We start from the raw sequence: 14,410 nt of genomic DNA on the forward strand, positions 1-14,410 counted from the left end.
CCTCCGTTCGGTCTGACAACCCCGCTCTGTTGGGGGATTTCGTCAGACGGCTCCCGTACTTCACAAGATAACTATATAGTCACCGGTCCTGTGGGATCCGCTGTCGGACAGTGTGTGGTTCGTGCGGCGTCAACAAGCGCGAATCGCTCATTCGCGCACAACATCCCTGCTCTCGTCAACGCCGGATTCCTTCCTCACTCGCGCCTTCGACGCCCGCTGAAAATCGGATACGAGAAACCTATATAGACAACACGGAGTACAATCATTCCGGAATGTATATTCCGATCATAGACGCTCATTTATGCATGGGTATCTCAGACCTGTTCGATCCGTCCGGCATCGCGGTGATCGGCGCGTCGGCGACGCCTGGCAAGCTGGGGAACGACGCGATGGCGAACGCGAAGGAGTTCGACGGCCCCGTCTACCCGGTCAATCCGAAGGGCGAGGGCGAGGTCTACGGCTACGAGTTCGTCGACTCCGTCGCGGACACCGACGCGGACCTCGCGCTCTGTTGTGTCCCGGCGCCCGCCACGCCCGGCGTCATCGAGGACTGCGGGCAGGCCGGCGTCGGTGCCGCGGTCGTCTTCGCCGGCGGGTTCGCCGAGGCCGACGAGGACGGCAAGCAGCGCCAAGAAGAGATCCGCCAGACCGCAGAGGAGTACGATATCGCCGTGCTCGGCCCCAACACAGCCGGCCACATCATCCCGCACAAGAAGGTCTTCTGCTCGTTCGTCCCCGGATTCGACGAGATCGAGACCGGCGAGGTCGCGATCGTCGCCCAGAGCGGCGGGATCGGCGTGACGTCGACGTTCCAACTCGAGCGAGAGGGCTACGGGATCTCGGGGATGTACGGCCTTGGAAACCGCGTGAACACGGACTTCGACGACGTCATCCCGGTACTCGACGACGATTCCCAGACGAACGCGATCGGCCTCCACATCGAGGGGACCGCCGAGATCGATCAGTTCGAGGCCGTCGTCGAGGAGGCCGACACGCCCATCGTCGCGCTCAAGTCCGGCAACCGGATGCACGACTTCGTCCACTCGCACACGGCCGCGCCGAACCAGGACTACGAGCGCTACGAGGAGATCCTCACTAACAACGGCGGCGTGATGGCCGACACCGTGACCGAACTGCTCGACGCGAGTCGCGTCCTCGGGAAGTCGCCCGTCCCCGACGGCCCGAACGTCGGAATCGTCACGGCGCAGGCCGGTCCCGGCATCATGATGGCGGACTACCTCGAAGAACGCGGGGCCGAATTCCCCGAACTGACCGACGAGACTCACGAGCGCCTCGACGACCTGCTCCTCGGGTTCACGTACGACGAGAATCCCGTCGACACGGGGCGTCCGATGCCCGAATTCGGCCAGGTCATCGACGCGGTCGCCCGCGACGACAACGTCGACATCGTCCTGGTCTACGAGATCTTCGAGCACTCGCTGGGCTACCCGGTCGAGGAGCTCGAACAGCTGGCCGAGGACCTCGACAAGCCGATCGTCTTCACGGTCGCCGGACCGTACGACGCGCTCGAACCGGACCGCAAGCGGATGGAAGCACTCGGGATCCCGACGTTCGACGCACCCGAGCGCGGCGCGTACGCCGCGTCCGTGCTCGTCGATTCGATCCGCTAGATCGGCACGTCACGTTCGCGTCCGATCAGTCGTGGCCCTCGCCGTAACCGGCCGCGAACGCGCCGTCTTCGAACTCGATCGGCGACGGTTCCGCGACGACGCGGAGGTCGTCCCGGTCTCGCGCCTCCTCGACCAGCGCCGCCGACGCCCGGAGTCGGTGGAGGCGCATCGTGTCCGGCGCGCGCAGGACGCGGACGGTGTCGGTGTCGACGACGCCGATCGTCGAGAGCGCGGCGACGAGACCCGCCCGGTCGGTCTCGACGACCGGCGGGAGGCGGACGCCTCGAATGGTACTGGCGGTGAGCGCGTTGATGAGTGTCGTCGGCGCGTCGAGTTCGGCGACGATGTCCTCGTGGATCACGTCGGCGGAACCGACGCCCATCGCGTTCCCGTGGGTCGTCTCCGTGAGACCGCGGACGTAGATCCGCTTGATCCGCGGGCTCTCCGGTTCGGGTTCGTTGATCGCGAACGGCCGGCGGCCGATGACGTTCGTGTCCAGTCCCTGCCCGCTGACGTCCTTGCCCTGCCGGTCGAAGACGGCGACGTCGACCGCCTCGAAGGGGATCTTCGGCATGATCTCGTAGGCGGTTTCGAGCAGTTCGGCCTCTCTGTCGAGGAACCCGCTCGGGGGGACGCCCTCCAGAATCGACGTGTCGTCGTGCTGGTCTTCGACGATCGCGACGCCGCCGACGACCGGGAGTTCCGAGAGTAGCTGTTCGGTTATCTCCGGGATCATCTCCCGGAACGACCAGTCGACCGCCCACTCGTGGGCGATCTTCGCGCCGCGCTGTTTGCCCATCCCGATGACGAGCATCTTCGAGAGACCGCTCTCGACGACGCCGTCGAAGTCGGTGTGGGGCTTGACGCGGTTGATCGGGACGATGGCGTCGGCCGCGGCCGCGTTCGCGTCGGCGACGACCGGGACGTCGCGCTCGGGCGTTCGGCCGACCTCGACGACTTCCATACTGGAGCGGATCTCACAGCCGATCGCCTCCTCGGTCACGCCCAGTTCGTTGAGCATCTCGCGCTGTCCCTCCCCCGTGGCACCGCCGTGGCTGCCCATCGCGGGGAAGACGAAGGGCGCGTAGCCCGCCTCCGAGAGCGCGTCGACGACGCCCGCGACGATCTCCGGGAGGTTCGCGATGCCTCGACTCCCCACCCCGAGAGCGATGTCGCCGCCCTCGGGAACCGAGTCAAGCGGCAGCGTCGCAGTGGCCTCGGCCGCCCGCGCTCGCACCTCGTCGTCCGGAATCGGGTCTGTCTCCCAGACCTGTTCGATGACGCCCATCTCCGGGAGCGGCGGGTCACCACAGGCATCCAGAATCGTCTCTTCGGGGACCGAGAGCGCGTCCACAGCGTCGTTGCCTTCCATACGCCTGACTCTCGGCGTTCGCTAATAAACGTGGCTCACCGGACCTCGTCCCCCGCGGGACTTCGGCACCGAAGACCGTAGAAAGATAATGAAATCTAGTATCACTATTTTCAAATATATTATTTGTAATCTCCATAGGATACGACCTCTACCCGTATTTGCGGTCTTTTCCTATTGTAGGTTTAGTTATCTTATATTCTAAATAAAATACTTATTAAGTAAATCGGGAGACGACACTGAGCGTTGTTTCTCCGAATTGGCACACCTCACCGGGAAGCGATCAGAAACGGCGTCAGTACAGCAGTTGGCTGCACGTGCCGCAGAGGTTCTCCTCTTTGACGTCGACCTCGCGGACCGTCGGGGAGAAAGACATCACGCACTTGCTGTTGTCGCAGTGTTCGAGGCCGAGCGTGTGGCCGATTTCGTGGACGACTTCCTTGCGGACGCGGTCGGCGAACACCTCCGATTGGGGTTTCGACGAGATACCGCCGTCCGAGGAGGTCTGCAGGCGATGCGTCGAGATCACGGAGCCGTTGCCGTTCAGGTAGGCCAGCCCGAACACGTAGTTCCGTCGCCGGTAGTAGAGGTCCTGGGAGGTGATGCCGATGTTCTTCTCGCCGGTCCCGACGCGACTCGCCAGTTCGATGAACTGCTCGGCGCGGTACTGGTTTCGGCTCCGGTCGAACGCGCCGTCGGGGATCGACTGTTCCTCCTGGACCGTGACGTCGCAGTCGTAGACCCCTCTGAGCGCGGCCGACGCCTCGCGCTTCACCTGCGCGGAGAGGTCCCCGATCGGCACGATGTCGACGAGCATAGAAGGGCTTAAGCGGGGTGGATTGATAAATATCCCGCCGTGGAAACGCGCCGTAACACCGCCCTCGTCGCCCGGTTTTCGGCGTACGAGACCGCGGTGGAGATCGGGATCGGTCGCCGCCCGGAGGTCGCCGTCGGCCTCGCGGACGCCGGCGTCTCGGTCACCGCGACTGATGTCGCAGACCCCGATACCCTATCCGTTCCGCCAGAGGTCTCGTTCGTCCGCGACGACGTTGTCGCGGCCAGCGAACGCGTCGGCCCTGGTGACACCTACGACGCTGACCTCGTCTACGGCCTGAACCTCCCGCCGGAGCTCCACCGACCGGCGCTGGAGGTGGCCGATGCCGTCGACGCCGACTTCCTCTTCACGACGCTCGGCTACGACTCGCCGGCCGTCCCCTGTGAGACCGAGTCACTGGCCGGCGGAGAGACGCTCTACGTCGCCCGCAAGCGAGAGTGAGAGAGATCCAAGAGCGGATGTAGCGACGGGGACGCGAGGCGAGGGAAGATTCGGGCGGAATCGGCGCAGGATCAGCGAGTAGAACGGGCACGGAGTCAGCGAGTAGAACGGGCACGGAGTCAGCGAGTAGAACGGGCACGGAGTCAGTGAGAAAGACGATTGCGAGGTCAGCGAGAAAGACGAACCCGGAGAGACGTCGAAATCAGCGTGCGTGTTTACTCCACGTCGATGTGGTGGGCGTCCTCGTCGTCGTCGACGATCAGTTTGGGCAGCGTCACGGAGAGGACGCCGTTGTTGTACGTCGCCGACGCGTCGTCGGCGCGGACCGCGGCGGGGAGACGGATCGAACGCCGCGCGCCCTCGGAGCGTCGTTCGCGGTGGACGTAGTGTTCGTCGTCAGCCTCGGCGGACTCGGTCCGAGACCCCTCGACGGTCAGGACGTTCTCGGCGACTGCGAGGTCGATGTCCTCCTTCTCGAAGCCCGGGAGGTCGATCACGGCGACGAAGGAGTCGTCCTCCTCGCGGAGGTCGACGGCCATATCGCGGCCGAACGAACGGGTGTTGTCGAACTGGCGGCTCATCTCCTCGAACTGTCGGGACATCCGGCCGAAGAGGTCGTCGAACTCGATGTCGTCGAAACTGGGGGAGCGTCTCATCATTGTAATTTCACCGTCCATACGAACGCGCCGTGAGATAATAAATTAGACAGGAGCCGTGGTCGCAAATGACGCGATTCAGGACGACCAATGAGACGTCTAAGCGTTCCTAGTATAGAACGTGTCGCTTGTCGTATGATCCGAGTCGCTTGACCCACCCGTTCTCGGCGATCTCCTCGACGTCTTCGAGGGCCTCCTGGGCGCGGTCCTCGTAGAACCCCGCGTCGAAGTCGATGTGGAAGAGGTAGTCACCGAGGCGGTTGCCGCTCGGACGCGATTCGATTCGAGAGAGGTTGATGTCGCGGTCGGCGAACGCTTCGAGGAGTTCGAGCAGGAGCCCGGGGTAGTTCGCGTTCGGGTAGACGACGATCGTCGACTTCCCGCCGCCGTCGGCGCGCTCCTCGACCGGTGCGATGACGAGGAACCGGGTCGCGTTCGACGAGCGGTCCTGGATGTCTTCGGCGATCACGGTGAGGTCCTCGCCGGCGTTGTCGGGGTGACCGATTCCGGCGACCGTGGCGTCCTCGCGCGCGTACTCGACGCCGCGAGCGGTGCTCGTGACCGGTTCCAGTTCGGCGTCGGGATACTCGCGTTCGAGATAGGAGCGACACTGCGCGAGCGCCTGCGAGTGAGAGGCGACGGTGTCGAAGTTCGGCGACTGCGCGAGGAGGGCGTGGCGGATCGGAGTGACGATTTCCTGAATGACCGCGATATCGGCGTTCGCGATGGCGTCGAGCGTCTCGGTGACGCTTCCCTCGATGCTGTTCTCGATCGGGACGACGCCGCGCTCGTACTCGCCGCTGTCGACCGCGTCGACGATCCCCGAGACGGACTCGCGGAACACGACGTCCTCGTCGACGGCGCGGGCGGCGCGGTGGGAGTACGTTCCTTCGGGGCCCAACGTGACTACCTGCATAGCGCGGTCTACTCCGCGGGATCCTAAAAGCCCGTCGGGGAGAACGCGCCCGATCCCGCGCGTACGGGCCGACCGCTCCGCGATCGCCCTTATTGCTCGGCGCAGTAGTCGACGAAGTTCCGGAGGATCCGCAGGCCGGTCTCGCCGGACTTCTCGGGGTGGAACTGGGTTCCGAAGACGTTCCCCGCCTCGTTGGCGATCACCGCCGGGAACGACACCCCGTAGTCGGTGGTCGCGACCACGGCATCGGGATCGTCGGGTTCGGCGTAGTACGAGTGGACGAAGTAGGCGTACTCGCCGTCGACGCCCTCGACGATCGGGTGTTCGCGCTCGACGTGGAGTTCGTTCCAGCCCATGTGCGGCACTTTCTGGTCCTGATCGAACCGCACGTTGGTGCCGGGCACGAAGTCGAGTCCCTCGACCTGTCCCTGCCCCGCGTGGTCGGCCTCCTCGCTGGTCGTGAGGAGCATCTGCATCCCGAGACAGATGCCGAAGATGGGCTGGCCGCGGTCTGCGGCCGCCGCGAGCGGTTCGCGGAACGGCCCGGCGTTGTCCATCCCCTCGCTGAACGCGCCCACGCCGGGCAGCACGATCCCGTCTGCGGCCTCGAAGTCGGCCGGATCGTCGGTGATCGACACCGACGCGCCCGCGCGTTCGAGCCCCCGCTGGGCGCTGCGGAGGTTCCCGAGACCGTAGTCGACGAGGACGATCTCTGCCAGCGTCTCCTCGGCCTCTCTCGTCGTCGTGCTCATACGTCGAATCGAGCGGGCGGGGCAAAGTCACTTTCTGTCGGTGCGAATCGCTCCGCGTGCGCCCGTCGGTGTTCGATCGGCCGGCTCGACTCAGAAGTCGCCGAGATTCGCCTGCCCGCCGTCGCCGTCGCCGACGCCGGCGGTGTCGGCGGCGCGGGCGATCGTCTCGAAGAACGTCTGCCGCTGGCTACCGTCGTACAGCGTCGCCGCCGGGTGGACGGAGACGACGGCGCGGTAGGAGCGCTCTCCGAGTCGGACGTCGACGACGTCGCCCGCCTCCTTCGTGACGGCGACCGACCGGTCCAGCAGGTGCTCTGAGGGAACTTTCCCGAGCGTGACGACGAGTTCGGGATCTACGAGGTCGAGTTCGCGTTCGAGGTAGCCGCGGCAGTTCGCGAGTTCCTCGGTCGTGGGGTCTCGGTTCTCCGGCGGCCGGCACCGCACGCAGTTCGTGATTCGGACGTCGGCACGGGCGAGACCGGCGTCGCGCAGCGCGTCGTCGAGGATGCTCCCCGAACGCCCGACGAACGGTTCGCCCTGCTCGTCCTCGTTTGCGCCGGGCGCCTCCCCGAGAAAGAGGAGGTCGGCGTCGGCGGGACCGGTCCCGTTCACGATCTGCGACCGCGATTCGACGAGTCGGGGGCAACGCTCGCAGGCGTGGACGGAGAGTCCGTCCATCGCATCGGCGGCGACGTCGACGCTCGTAGCCGTGTCGGTCTCCTCGCCAGTCATACCGGAGAGGCGGCCGGCGGCGACTTACCCGTGACGGTCCGCTTCGACGGGCGCCTGCTCGCACCACTGCCGGGCGGCGCGGGCGGCGAGACGGGCGACGCGAACCGGCTCCGGCCGACCGCCGGTGGGCGTGTACGCGCGAACGACGCGTTCGAACTCGTCGTCGACACTATCGACCGGAGCGTCGGCGTCGTCGGGGCCCGCCTCTCCGCCGTCGTCTCCGGAGTCGACGGCCCGCACGAACAGCGTCTCGTCGTTCACGCGGAGGCGCCGTCGCGGTGGCAGCCGCTCGTAGACGGCGAGCCGAGAATCGAGCGCCTGGCCTTCGAACTGCTCGCGAAGCGCGGGTTCCAGCCCCGGACTCGCCTCGTAGGAGAGCGCGAGCACCGGTCGGTCGGCGGCCTCGGCGATCCGGTCGAGATCGAGGATGTTGAACCACGCGGGGGCGACACCCGAGACCAGCAGGTACTGGACGTCCTCGCGGTTCAAGCGGTCGAGAAGCGCACAGACGGCGTCGGTGGCGTCTAACCCGCCGACGGTCGCGGTCGCGTACGCGAAACCGTCGACGACGCGGTCGGCGCGGACGACAGCCCCGCAGAGGACGGCGCGGCCGCTGTGTCCGTCGGTCGACTCCGCGATGCCGAGCGCTCGGGTACCCGGCTTCACCGGCGGCTCACCCCTCGATGAGCCGCGGCCACGTGAACGTTACTCCCCCTCGTCTTTGATGTCTTTGAGCCGATCCAGGAGTTCGTCGTTCGATGCCCCGATCTCGAACTCGACATCTCCCCCGTGATCCGCCTGGGAGGTCGCGACCCCGTCGTCGTCGAGGTCTGTGTCGAAGTCCTGGTTCTCTTGTTCGGACTCGTCGTAGCTCCCAAATCCCATACAGGGGAAAATAGGAGGTAGACTGATATAAAACACACGCAGGGTCGGATGGGATCGTGACGACGGAGCACCCGGAGCGGATGGGAGCGAGGCGAGGTAGCACCTGGGTTGAGGGACGCTCTCGGGGACAGCAGCGTCGCCACGAGCGGATCGGAGTCGAGTCAGGCGTGGAACGGGTGGCGAACAGTCGGCACCCCGCTCGCGACGACGCAACCGGCGGCGTCACCGCTATGAGATCCCGCGTCGAGGTGCCGAACGACCGCAGAACGACGCGGGACGAGTATCAGATCACGGGGACGCTGGTCGCTCGATCGTATATAAGCCTACGTCGGAACCGGAGTCTCGTCGAGGCGAGTCGGGGCCGTGCACTCGTCGTCCCACGGCCGAGGCTTTTTCGTCGCCGCACGGGAACGACTGCCTATGGAAATCCACACGGTCACCGAGGGCGCGACCGAGTTCACCTGCAACGCCTACCTGCTCGACGGCGAGGACCCCGTGCTCGTCGACGCCGGGACGATGCCGGGCGTCGAGGACGTGATCGCCTCTCACGTCGACGACCTCGACGCGGTCTATCTCACTCACCAGCACCGCGATCACGTCGGCGAACTCGACGCCGTCCTCGATCGCTTCGACGCCGACCTGTACGCCTACGGCGAACACCCGCGGCGGACGGGAGCGTTGGAAGACGGCGAGGAAGTCGAGCTGTGCGGGGAGTCCTACGAGGTGGTGTACACGCCCGGCCACGCCGACGATCACGTCTCGCTCGTCGGGGCGGAGCGGGTGTTCAGCGGGGACGTCGTCGTCTACAACGACGGCGCGTTCGACGACGGGAGCTTCGGGCGAACCGATCTGCCGGGACAGTCCCGAGAGGAACTCATCGACAGCCTCGAACGGATTCTGGACCGGCTTCCGGAGACGGTGTCGGCGCTGTACGCCGGCCACGGCGACGTCTACCGCGCAGATCACGACGGCGACGACTCGGTTCGCGAGGTGATAGCGCGGGCGCTCGAACGGGCCGAGCGGAGAGAACCGAAGTATCCCGAGGAGTAGCGAAATTACGCGGCGCGGCGTTCCTTCGACTTGGGTCGAAGGTTCTTGTATCCGCACTTTCGACACGCGTCGGCGCGCTGGGGGTTGCGGGCGTTACAGCGCATACAGATCTGCTTCTCCAGCATCCGTTTCACTGCGGCTTCGTTCTTGGCCATACACGCGGGTTCCGGACGCGGAAGTATAACGCTTGCGAGACGTGCGACTCCGGAGGAGACGCGAGAGAGAACGAGAGCGGGCGGCGTCGGGTCGATTCGAGCGGAGGGAAGCGATCAGGCCCCGGCCGGCTGGACGGCCCCTCGAAGCGCGGCCTCGATGTCCTCGCGCTGAGTGAAGCCGACGAAGCGATCGACGATCTCGCCCTCCCGTTCGATCACGATCGTCGGGAGCGAGCGGACCTGATACTGGTTCGCCACGTCCTGTTCCTCGTCGACGTCGATCTTCTCGAACTCCACGTCGCCGTAGTCGGCTTCGAGCTCTTCGAGGATCGGGTCCTGCTTCTTACACGGGCCGCACCAGTCGGCGTAGAAATCGAGTACTCGGACGGTCATCGTGTGCGTAGCGACGTTACACGGGACGTCGCATAAGCGTTTCCACCGCCTCGGATCCCGGGATTCGGACCAGCCGACTCGATCGAGGTCGGGACCCTCCCGGTTCGATGGACGGACATCGGACGAGAGGCGGTGTCCGGATCGATCCGAAACGTTTAGGCGAGCCAGCACCGAGAGGGGAGTATGAGCAGTGGTCAGAACAGCGGCGGCCTGATGTCGAGCGCGGGGCTCGTCCGCTACTTCGACGCCGAGGACCGAAACGCCATCCGCATCGATCCGAAGACCGTCTTCGCGTTCGGACTCCTCTTCGGCGTCGGCGTCCTCGTGCTGAACGCCGTCGCGATCTGAGCGTTCGATCGAGACGCTACCGGACGGTCGTGTCTCGGTCGGGATCGGCGGAATCCATCCGGACAACGGACGCTTTTTGTCGATTCGACTCCGAGTCACGCGTATGGTACGAGCGGGCGTCGTCGCCGTCCAAGGCGACGTGTCAGAGCACGCCGCAGCGATCCGCCGCGCGGGCGAAGCCCACGGCGAAGACGTCGAAGTGATCGAAATCAGACAGTCGGGACTGGTTCCCGACTGTGACGTCCTGTTGCTCCCCGGCGGCGAGTCGACCGCCATCTCCCGACTCCTCGCCCGTGAGGGGATCGGCGCGGAGATCAGAGCGCACGTCGCCGCCGGGAAGCCGGTGCTGGCGACGTGTGCGGGGCTCATCGTCGCCTCCCGCGACGCCAACGACGAACGGGTCGACACGCTCGATCTGCTGGACGTGACCGTCGACCGCAACGCGTTCGGCCGGCAGGTGGACAGCTTCGAGGCCCCGCTCGACGTCGCCGGCTTCGACGAACCGTTCCCGGCGGTGTTCATTCGCGCGCCCGTCATCGACGAGATCGGCGAGGAGGTGGAGGTACTCGCGGAGTGGGACGGCCGACCGGTCGCCGTCCGCGACGGTCCGGTCGTCGGCACCGCGTTCCACCCGGAACTGACCGACGACAGCCGGATTCACGACCTCGCGTTCTTCGAGGACCTGGCGGTCGAAGCGTAGCCGGTGTCGGCACCGCTCGATCGTAGCCGGTGTCGGCACCGCCCGATCGTAGCCCGCGTCGAAGCGATCCGTTCCCCGCGGCACCTCACGTAGCCGAGGGTTCCCCGAGGCTTTTCTACGTCAGCCGAGTCAGGTCCACGCGTGAGCGCGAACCGGACCGAAGTGATAGAACTGACGCGCCGCCTCGTTTCGATCCCGAGCCACGACGACGAGACGGCCGCCGGCGACGCCGTCGAGTCGTGGCTGCGCGCGGAGACCGACGCCGAGGTGACGCGCGACCGACACGGGAACGTCGTCGCGCGCCGCGGCGAGGGGACGTCGCTGGCGCTCGTCGGCCACCACGACGTCGTCGACCCCGACGGCTCACAGGTCGTCGGTCCCGCCGGGGACGACACCGCAGGACGAGCCGCCGTCGAAGGCGAGGTCGACGACGAAAGCGGACCTGCCGGGCCCGACGTCGAGTACCTCGTCGAAGAGCGCGACGGGCGGTTGTACGGCCGCGGCACGGCGGATATGAAGGGGTCGCTGGCGGCCGCGATGCTCGCCTTCCGCGACGCCGACCCCGCGGGCGAACTCGTCTTCGCGTCGTTCGTCGGCGAGGAACGGGGCGGCGTCGGCGCCCGCGCCGCCATCGACGACGGGGTCGCGCCCGACTACGCGGTCGTCGGCGAAGGCTCGACGAACTACGCCGGCGAGGACCAGACGGACGTCGTCGTCGCACATCGCGGGCGGCGCGGCTCGACGCTCACCGCGAGCGGGACCGCGGCGCACGCAAGCGAGCCCGAAGCGGGCGAGAACGCGGTGTACCGGGCCTGCGACGCGGTCGACGTCGTTCGGGATCTCGACGCGCCCGACGCGACGGTGCTCGGCGAACGGGTGCAGGGGAGCCTCGTGGTCACCGAGATCGACGGCGGATCGGCGTGGAACGTCGTCCCGGAGCGCTGTACCGTGACCGTCGACGAGCGCACCGTGCCCGGCGAGCGCGCGCGCCTCGAAGCGGTCGAATCGATCGACGGGGTGGAATGGACTGTCGATCAGGACCTCCCGCCGATGGCGTGCGACGACGAGGGATTCGCCGACGCCGCGCTCGCCGCGGCGGCCGCGTCGCAGGCGGCGACGCCCGAGCAGGTGACGAAACCGCACGCGACCGACGCCGGGTGGCTCGCCGAGGCAGGGACGACGTGCGTCGTCTGCGGTGCTGCGGAGCCGGGGGAAGCCCACACGGCGAGCGAGAGCGTCTCGATCGACGCGTTGGGCCGATGTTACGAGATCTATCGGACGCTCGCAACGACGTTTCAGCGGGGTTCGAAGCCGTAGATCGGCGCGCCGCCCAGTGTGTCCGACAGTCGAATCGGCGAGTGAGCGGGACAGTAGCGATTACTCCCGTGCGGGACCCGGCAATAGGACTAAATAGTGGTACGTCATACCATATCGTGTATGGCCTCAGCACCGAGCTCCGACGATGCGCTGTTCGACCAGTTCCTCGACGACCGCGGTCACGACATCGAGACAGTGGACTGGGAGACCTCGTATAACAAGAAGCAGTGTCCGGAGTGTGGTGCACTCCACGACGACGCGGCGTCCGCCTGCGGGGTCTGCGGCTGGGACCCCCGAACCTGATCGGCGGCGAGCGGTCCGGCCCTTCGAAACACGTCTTTTATCAGGTCCAAGCCCGTGAACGTGTCTAATGAGCGACTCGGACGCGGAAGTCACCCGATTGTTCGGTGGCCCCGGGAGCGGGAAGACGACGGCACTACTCGATCGGGTCGACGAACTGCTGGAGCGCGAGGACGTTTCGATCCGCGACATCCTCGTCGTCTCCTACACGCGGGCGGCCGCCGCCGAGGTCCGCGAGCGCCTCGCTGAGCGACGCGATATCTCGCCGCGCGCCCTGAAGGGCAACGTCGCGACGATGCACGCGAAGGCGTACGAACTGCTGGACCTGTCGCGGAACGACGTCGTCGGCGAGAGCGACAAGAAGGAGTTCTGCGAGGAGTACGGCGTCGAGTTCGAGGACGAGTACGGCGGTGCCGGCCGCCGGACCGCGCGTTCGACGACGATCGGGAACAAGATCATCGCGACGAGTCAGTGGCTCCAGCGCACCCGGCGGGACGTCTCCGAGTGGTACGACGTTCCCTTCCAGTGGAACGTCGAAGAGGTCCGGCTGCCGCCCGAGGTCGACCCGAACGCGCAAGAAGGAAACAAGTACACGCCGACGTGGCCCTCCGACGACGACCGGATCGACGTCCCCGAGGTCATCCGGGCCTGGCGCGGATACAAGGGCGAACACGGCCTCGTCGGATTCGCCGACATGCTCGAACGGGTGAAGGAGCGCTCGCTCGTCCCCCACGTCGACTACCTCGTCATCGACGAGTTTCAGGACATCACCACCCTCCAATACGACGTCTACGAGGAGTGGAAGCCGCACATGGAACGCGTCCTCATCGCCGGCGACGACGACCAGGTCGTCTACGCGTGGCAGGGCGCAGATCCCAATCTACTTTTGGACGCCGACCGCGACGAGGACATCGTCCTGCCGAACTCCTATCGGCTCCCCTCGAACGTGCTCAACGTCGTGAACCAGGAGATCCGCCACATCGACAAGCGCCAGGAGAAGGACCTCCACCCGCGGAAGGAGGGCGGCGTCGTCGAGGGCATCGAGTCGCCGTCGATGCTCGACCTGGCGCGAAACGTCCGCTACACGATCGAACAGGGCGACGACGACGAGACCGTGATGATCCTGTTCCGCGCGCGGTATCAGCTGTTCCAGTTCATCGACGAGTTCCTCCCGCTCGGGATGCCCTTCTCGGCGCTCACGGACCAGCGGATGTGGACCGACCGGCTGACGCAGTACGTCCGCGCCGTCGAGGCGCTCGAAAACGAGGAGCCCGTCGACGGCCTCCAGGCGCGACGGCTCGCGGACATGCTGCAGGACTCGGCGTTCGGCGCGAACGACCGCGACGAACTGTTCGACCGCATCGACGAACTGCAGGAGGCGGCCGGCGTCGACGACCTAACCGACCTCAGCGTCGACCCCGACGTGATCACGGAGTTCGCGCCGTTCGCGCCCGGAACCAAGGACGCGGGCGACATGCTCCGGAAGGTGACGTCCTTCCAGCGGAAGTCGGTGGAGGCGTACTTCACCGGCGAGTACCGGGGAATGGACCCAAGCCGCGTCCGCATCGGCACGATCCACTCCGCGAAGGGTCGCGAGGCAGACCACGTCTTCGTCGCGACCGACCTGACCGAGAAGGTGGTCGAGCAGATGGCCGCCTCCGTCGAGGACGACGAGATCGAGGGCGTCGAGGAGTTCACCTCCAAGACCGATCCCGTTCCGATCCTCACCGACAACGAGCGCCGGGTGTTCTACGTCGGGATGTCCCGGGCCCGCGAGCGACTCGTCCTCCTGGAGAACCTCGTCAGCGGCGCGCCCACGCTGCCCGTGAGCGTCCTGCTGCACAACGAGATCCGCGACGCCCCCGTCGAGGAACTCCTGGCCGAGGCGCAGGAGGGCGAGGTCCCGGCCCCCGAACCGGACGCCTGAGCG

Annotated in this window: 18 protein-coding genes; 8 read left to right on the plus strand and 10 right to left on the minus strand. The window is 66.5% G+C overall.

What is annotated here, in order from left to right:
• The first annotated feature begins 305 nt into the window (after positions 1 to 305).
• On the plus strand, positions 306 to 1,631 hold the full coding sequence (locus NO876_RS12310; protein ID WP_256421969.1) for a CoA-binding protein: 1,326 nt from the start codon (positions 306 to 308) through the stop codon (positions 1,629 to 1,631).
• A 25-nt stretch (positions 1,632 to 1,656) separates the two neighbouring features.
• Here NO876_RS12310 and NO876_RS12315 read toward each other — a convergent pair whose 3' ends face one another.
• The gene (locus NO876_RS12315; RefSeq protein ID WP_256421970.1) at positions 1,657 to 3,003 is read right to left on the minus strand and encodes a nickel pincer cofactor-dependent isomerase, group 22; all 1,347 of its coding nucleotides are present in this window, start codon (positions 3,001 to 3,003) and stop codon (positions 1,657 to 1,659) included.
• A 292-nt stretch (positions 3,004 to 3,295) separates the two neighbouring features.
• Positions 3,296 to 3,817, minus strand: a complete 522-nt coding sequence (locus NO876_RS12320; protein ID WP_256421971.1) for an archaemetzincin family Zn-dependent metalloprotease — start codon at positions 3,815 to 3,817, stop codon at positions 3,296 to 3,298.
• 39 nt (positions 3,818 to 3,856) lie between these two features.
• On the opposite strand from NO876_RS12320, the gene NO876_RS12325 reads away from it, so the two are divergent.
• A complete protein-coding gene (locus tag NO876_RS12325) occupies positions 3,857 to 4,276 on the plus strand; it encodes a UPF0146 family protein (RefSeq protein WP_256421972.1) in 420 nt (139 codons plus the stop codon).
• A 215-nt stretch (positions 4,277 to 4,491) separates the two neighbouring features.
• On the opposite strand, the gene NO876_RS12330 is transcribed toward NO876_RS12325, so the two are convergent.
• From NO876_RS12330 to NO876_RS12355, 6 genes are all read right to left on the minus strand, one after another.
• Entirely contained in the window at positions 4,492 to 4,935 is a 444-nt protein-coding gene (locus tag NO876_RS12330; protein ID WP_256421973.1) for an Hsp20/alpha crystallin family protein, read from the minus strand.
• A 106-nt stretch (positions 4,936 to 5,041) separates the two neighbouring features.
• Positions 5,042 to 5,848 (minus strand): prephenate dehydratase, encoded by an 807-nt coding sequence (pheA, locus tag NO876_RS12335; protein ID WP_256421974.1) that lies wholly within the window; start codon positions 5,846 to 5,848, stop codon positions 5,042 to 5,044.
• An 89-nt stretch (positions 5,849 to 5,937) separates the two neighbouring features.
• Positions 5,938 to 6,600, minus strand: a complete 663-nt coding sequence (hisH, locus tag NO876_RS12340; RefSeq protein ID WP_256421975.1) for an imidazole glycerol phosphate synthase subunit HisH — start codon at positions 6,598 to 6,600, stop codon at positions 5,938 to 5,940.
• Positions 6,601 to 6,690: 90 nt separating this feature from the next.
• Positions 6,691 to 7,278, minus strand: coding sequence for a uracil-DNA glycosylase (locus NO876_RS12345; RefSeq protein ID WP_256422122.1), 588 nt, complete (start codon positions 7,276 to 7,278; stop codon positions 6,691 to 6,693).
• Between the two features lie 78 nt (positions 7,279 to 7,356).
• A complete protein-coding gene (locus tag NO876_RS12350; protein WP_256421976.1) occupies positions 7,357 to 7,998 on the minus strand; it encodes an endonuclease dU in 642 nt (213 codons plus the stop codon).
• A gap of 39 nt (positions 7,999 to 8,037) precedes the next feature.
• Entirely contained in the window at positions 8,038 to 8,217 is a 180-nt protein-coding gene (locus tag NO876_RS12355; RefSeq protein ID WP_256421977.1) for a DUF5786 family protein, read from the minus strand.
• Between the two features lie 420 nt (positions 8,218 to 8,637).
• Between NO876_RS12355 and NO876_RS12360 the strand changes: the two genes are divergently transcribed.
• Positions 8,638 to 9,267: an MBL fold metallo-hydrolase gene (locus tag NO876_RS12360; RefSeq protein WP_256421978.1), complete on the plus strand. Its 630-nt coding sequence runs from the start codon at positions 8,638 to 8,640 to the stop codon at positions 9,265 to 9,267.
• A gap of 5 nt (positions 9,268 to 9,272) precedes the next feature.
• Here the strand turns inward: NO876_RS12360 and NO876_RS12365 are convergent, their stop codons facing one another.
• Together NO876_RS12365 and trxA are read right to left on the minus strand one after the other, a co-directional pair.
• A complete protein-coding gene (locus NO876_RS12365; protein WP_103993122.1) occupies positions 9,273 to 9,422 on the minus strand; it encodes a 50S ribosomal protein L40e in 150 nt (49 codons plus the stop codon).
• Between the two features lie 114 nt (positions 9,423 to 9,536).
• Complete coding sequence (gene trxA, locus NO876_RS12370) at positions 9,537 to 9,815, minus strand: thioredoxin (RefSeq protein ID WP_256421979.1); 279 nt, start codon at positions 9,813 to 9,815, stop codon at positions 9,537 to 9,539.
• A 183-nt stretch (positions 9,816 to 9,998) separates the two neighbouring features.
• On the opposite strand from trxA, the gene NO876_RS12375 reads away from it, so the two are divergent.
• The 5 genes from NO876_RS12375 (at position 9,999) to NO876_RS12395 (ending at position 14,407) form a co-directional block, all read left to right on the plus strand.
• A complete protein-coding gene (locus tag NO876_RS12375; RefSeq protein ID WP_049985347.1) occupies positions 9,999 to 10,163 on the plus strand; it encodes a preprotein translocase subunit Sec61beta in 165 nt (54 codons plus the stop codon).
• 103 nt (positions 10,164 to 10,266) lie between these two features.
• Positions 10,267 to 10,863, plus strand: a complete 597-nt coding sequence (pdxT, locus tag NO876_RS12380) for a pyridoxal 5'-phosphate synthase glutaminase subunit PdxT (RefSeq protein ID WP_256421980.1) — start codon at positions 10,267 to 10,269, stop codon at positions 10,861 to 10,863.
• Between the two features lie 141 nt (positions 10,864 to 11,004).
• Positions 11,005 to 12,180, plus strand: a complete 1,176-nt coding sequence (locus NO876_RS12385; protein ID WP_256421981.1) for a M20 family metallopeptidase — start codon at positions 11,005 to 11,007, stop codon at positions 12,178 to 12,180.
• Between the two features lie 120 nt (positions 12,181 to 12,300).
• Positions 12,301 to 12,483 (plus strand): HVO_0416 family zinc finger protein, encoded by a 183-nt coding sequence (locus NO876_RS12390; RefSeq protein WP_256421982.1) that lies wholly within the window; start codon positions 12,301 to 12,303, stop codon positions 12,481 to 12,483.
• Positions 12,484 to 12,550: 67 nt separating this feature from the next.
• The gene (locus NO876_RS12395) at positions 12,551 to 14,407 is read left to right on the plus strand and encodes a UvrD-helicase domain-containing protein (protein WP_256421983.1); all 1,857 of its coding nucleotides are present in this window, start codon (positions 12,551 to 12,553) and stop codon (positions 14,405 to 14,407) included.
• Positions 14,408 to 14,410 lie beyond the last annotated feature (3 nt).

Source organism: Halobellus rarus (assembly GCF_024494595.1).
GTDB classification, from domain to species: domain Archaea; phylum Halobacteriota; class Halobacteria; order Halobacteriales; family Haloferacaceae; genus Haloquadratum; species Haloquadratum rarum.

Bases quoted from the DNA above. Each gene is read 5' to 3' on its own strand.
- NO876_RS12310 (WP_256421969.1), top strand. From the start codon at position 306: ATGGGTATCTCAGACCTGTTCGATCCGTCCGGCATCGCGGTGATCGGC.
- NO876_RS12315 (WP_256421970.1), bottom strand. From the start codon at position 3,003: ATGGAAGGCAACGACGCTGTGGACGCGCTCTCGGTCCCCGAAGAGACG.
- NO876_RS12320 (WP_256421971.1), bottom strand. From the start codon at position 3,817: ATGCTCGTCGACATCGTGCCGATCGGGGACCTCTCCGCGCAGGTGAAG.
- NO876_RS12330 (WP_256421973.1), bottom strand. From the start codon at position 4,935: ATGATGAGACGCTCCCCCAGTTTCGACGACATCGAGTTCGACGACCTC.
- pheA (WP_256421974.1), bottom strand. From the start codon at position 5,848: ATGCAGGTAGTCACGTTGGGCCCCGAAGGAACGTACTCCCACCGCGCC.
- hisH (WP_256421975.1), bottom strand. From the start codon at position 6,600: ATGAGCACGACGACGAGAGAGGCCGAGGAGACGCTGGCAGAGATCGTC.
- NO876_RS12345 (WP_256422122.1), bottom strand. From the start codon at position 7,278: ATGGACGGACTCTCCGTCCACGCCTGCGAGCGTTGCCCCCGACTCGTC.
- NO876_RS12355 (WP_256421977.1), bottom strand. From the start codon at position 8,217: ATGGGATTTGGGAGCTACGACGAGTCCGAACAAGAGAACCAGGACTTC.
- NO876_RS12360 (WP_256421978.1), top strand. From the start codon at position 8,638: ATGGAAATCCACACGGTCACCGAGGGCGCGACCGAGTTCACCTGCAAC.
- NO876_RS12365 (WP_103993122.1), bottom strand. From the start codon at position 9,422: ATGGCCAAGAACGAAGCCGCAGTGAAACGGATGCTGGAGAAGCAGATC.
- trxA (WP_256421979.1), bottom strand. From the start codon at position 9,815: ATGACCGTCCGAGTACTCGATTTCTACGCCGACTGGTGCGGCCCGTGT.
- NO876_RS12375 (WP_049985347.1), top strand. From the start codon at position 9,999: ATGAGCAGTGGTCAGAACAGCGGCGGCCTGATGTCGAGCGCGGGGCTC.
- pdxT (WP_256421980.1), top strand. From the start codon at position 10,267: ATGGTACGAGCGGGCGTCGTCGCCGTCCAAGGCGACGTGTCAGAGCAC.
- NO876_RS12390 (WP_256421982.1), top strand. From the start codon at position 12,301: ATGGCCTCAGCACCGAGCTCCGACGATGCGCTGTTCGACCAGTTCCTC.
- NO876_RS12395 (WP_256421983.1), top strand. From the start codon at position 12,551: ATGAGCGACTCGGACGCGGAAGTCACCCGATTGTTCGGTGGCCCCGGG.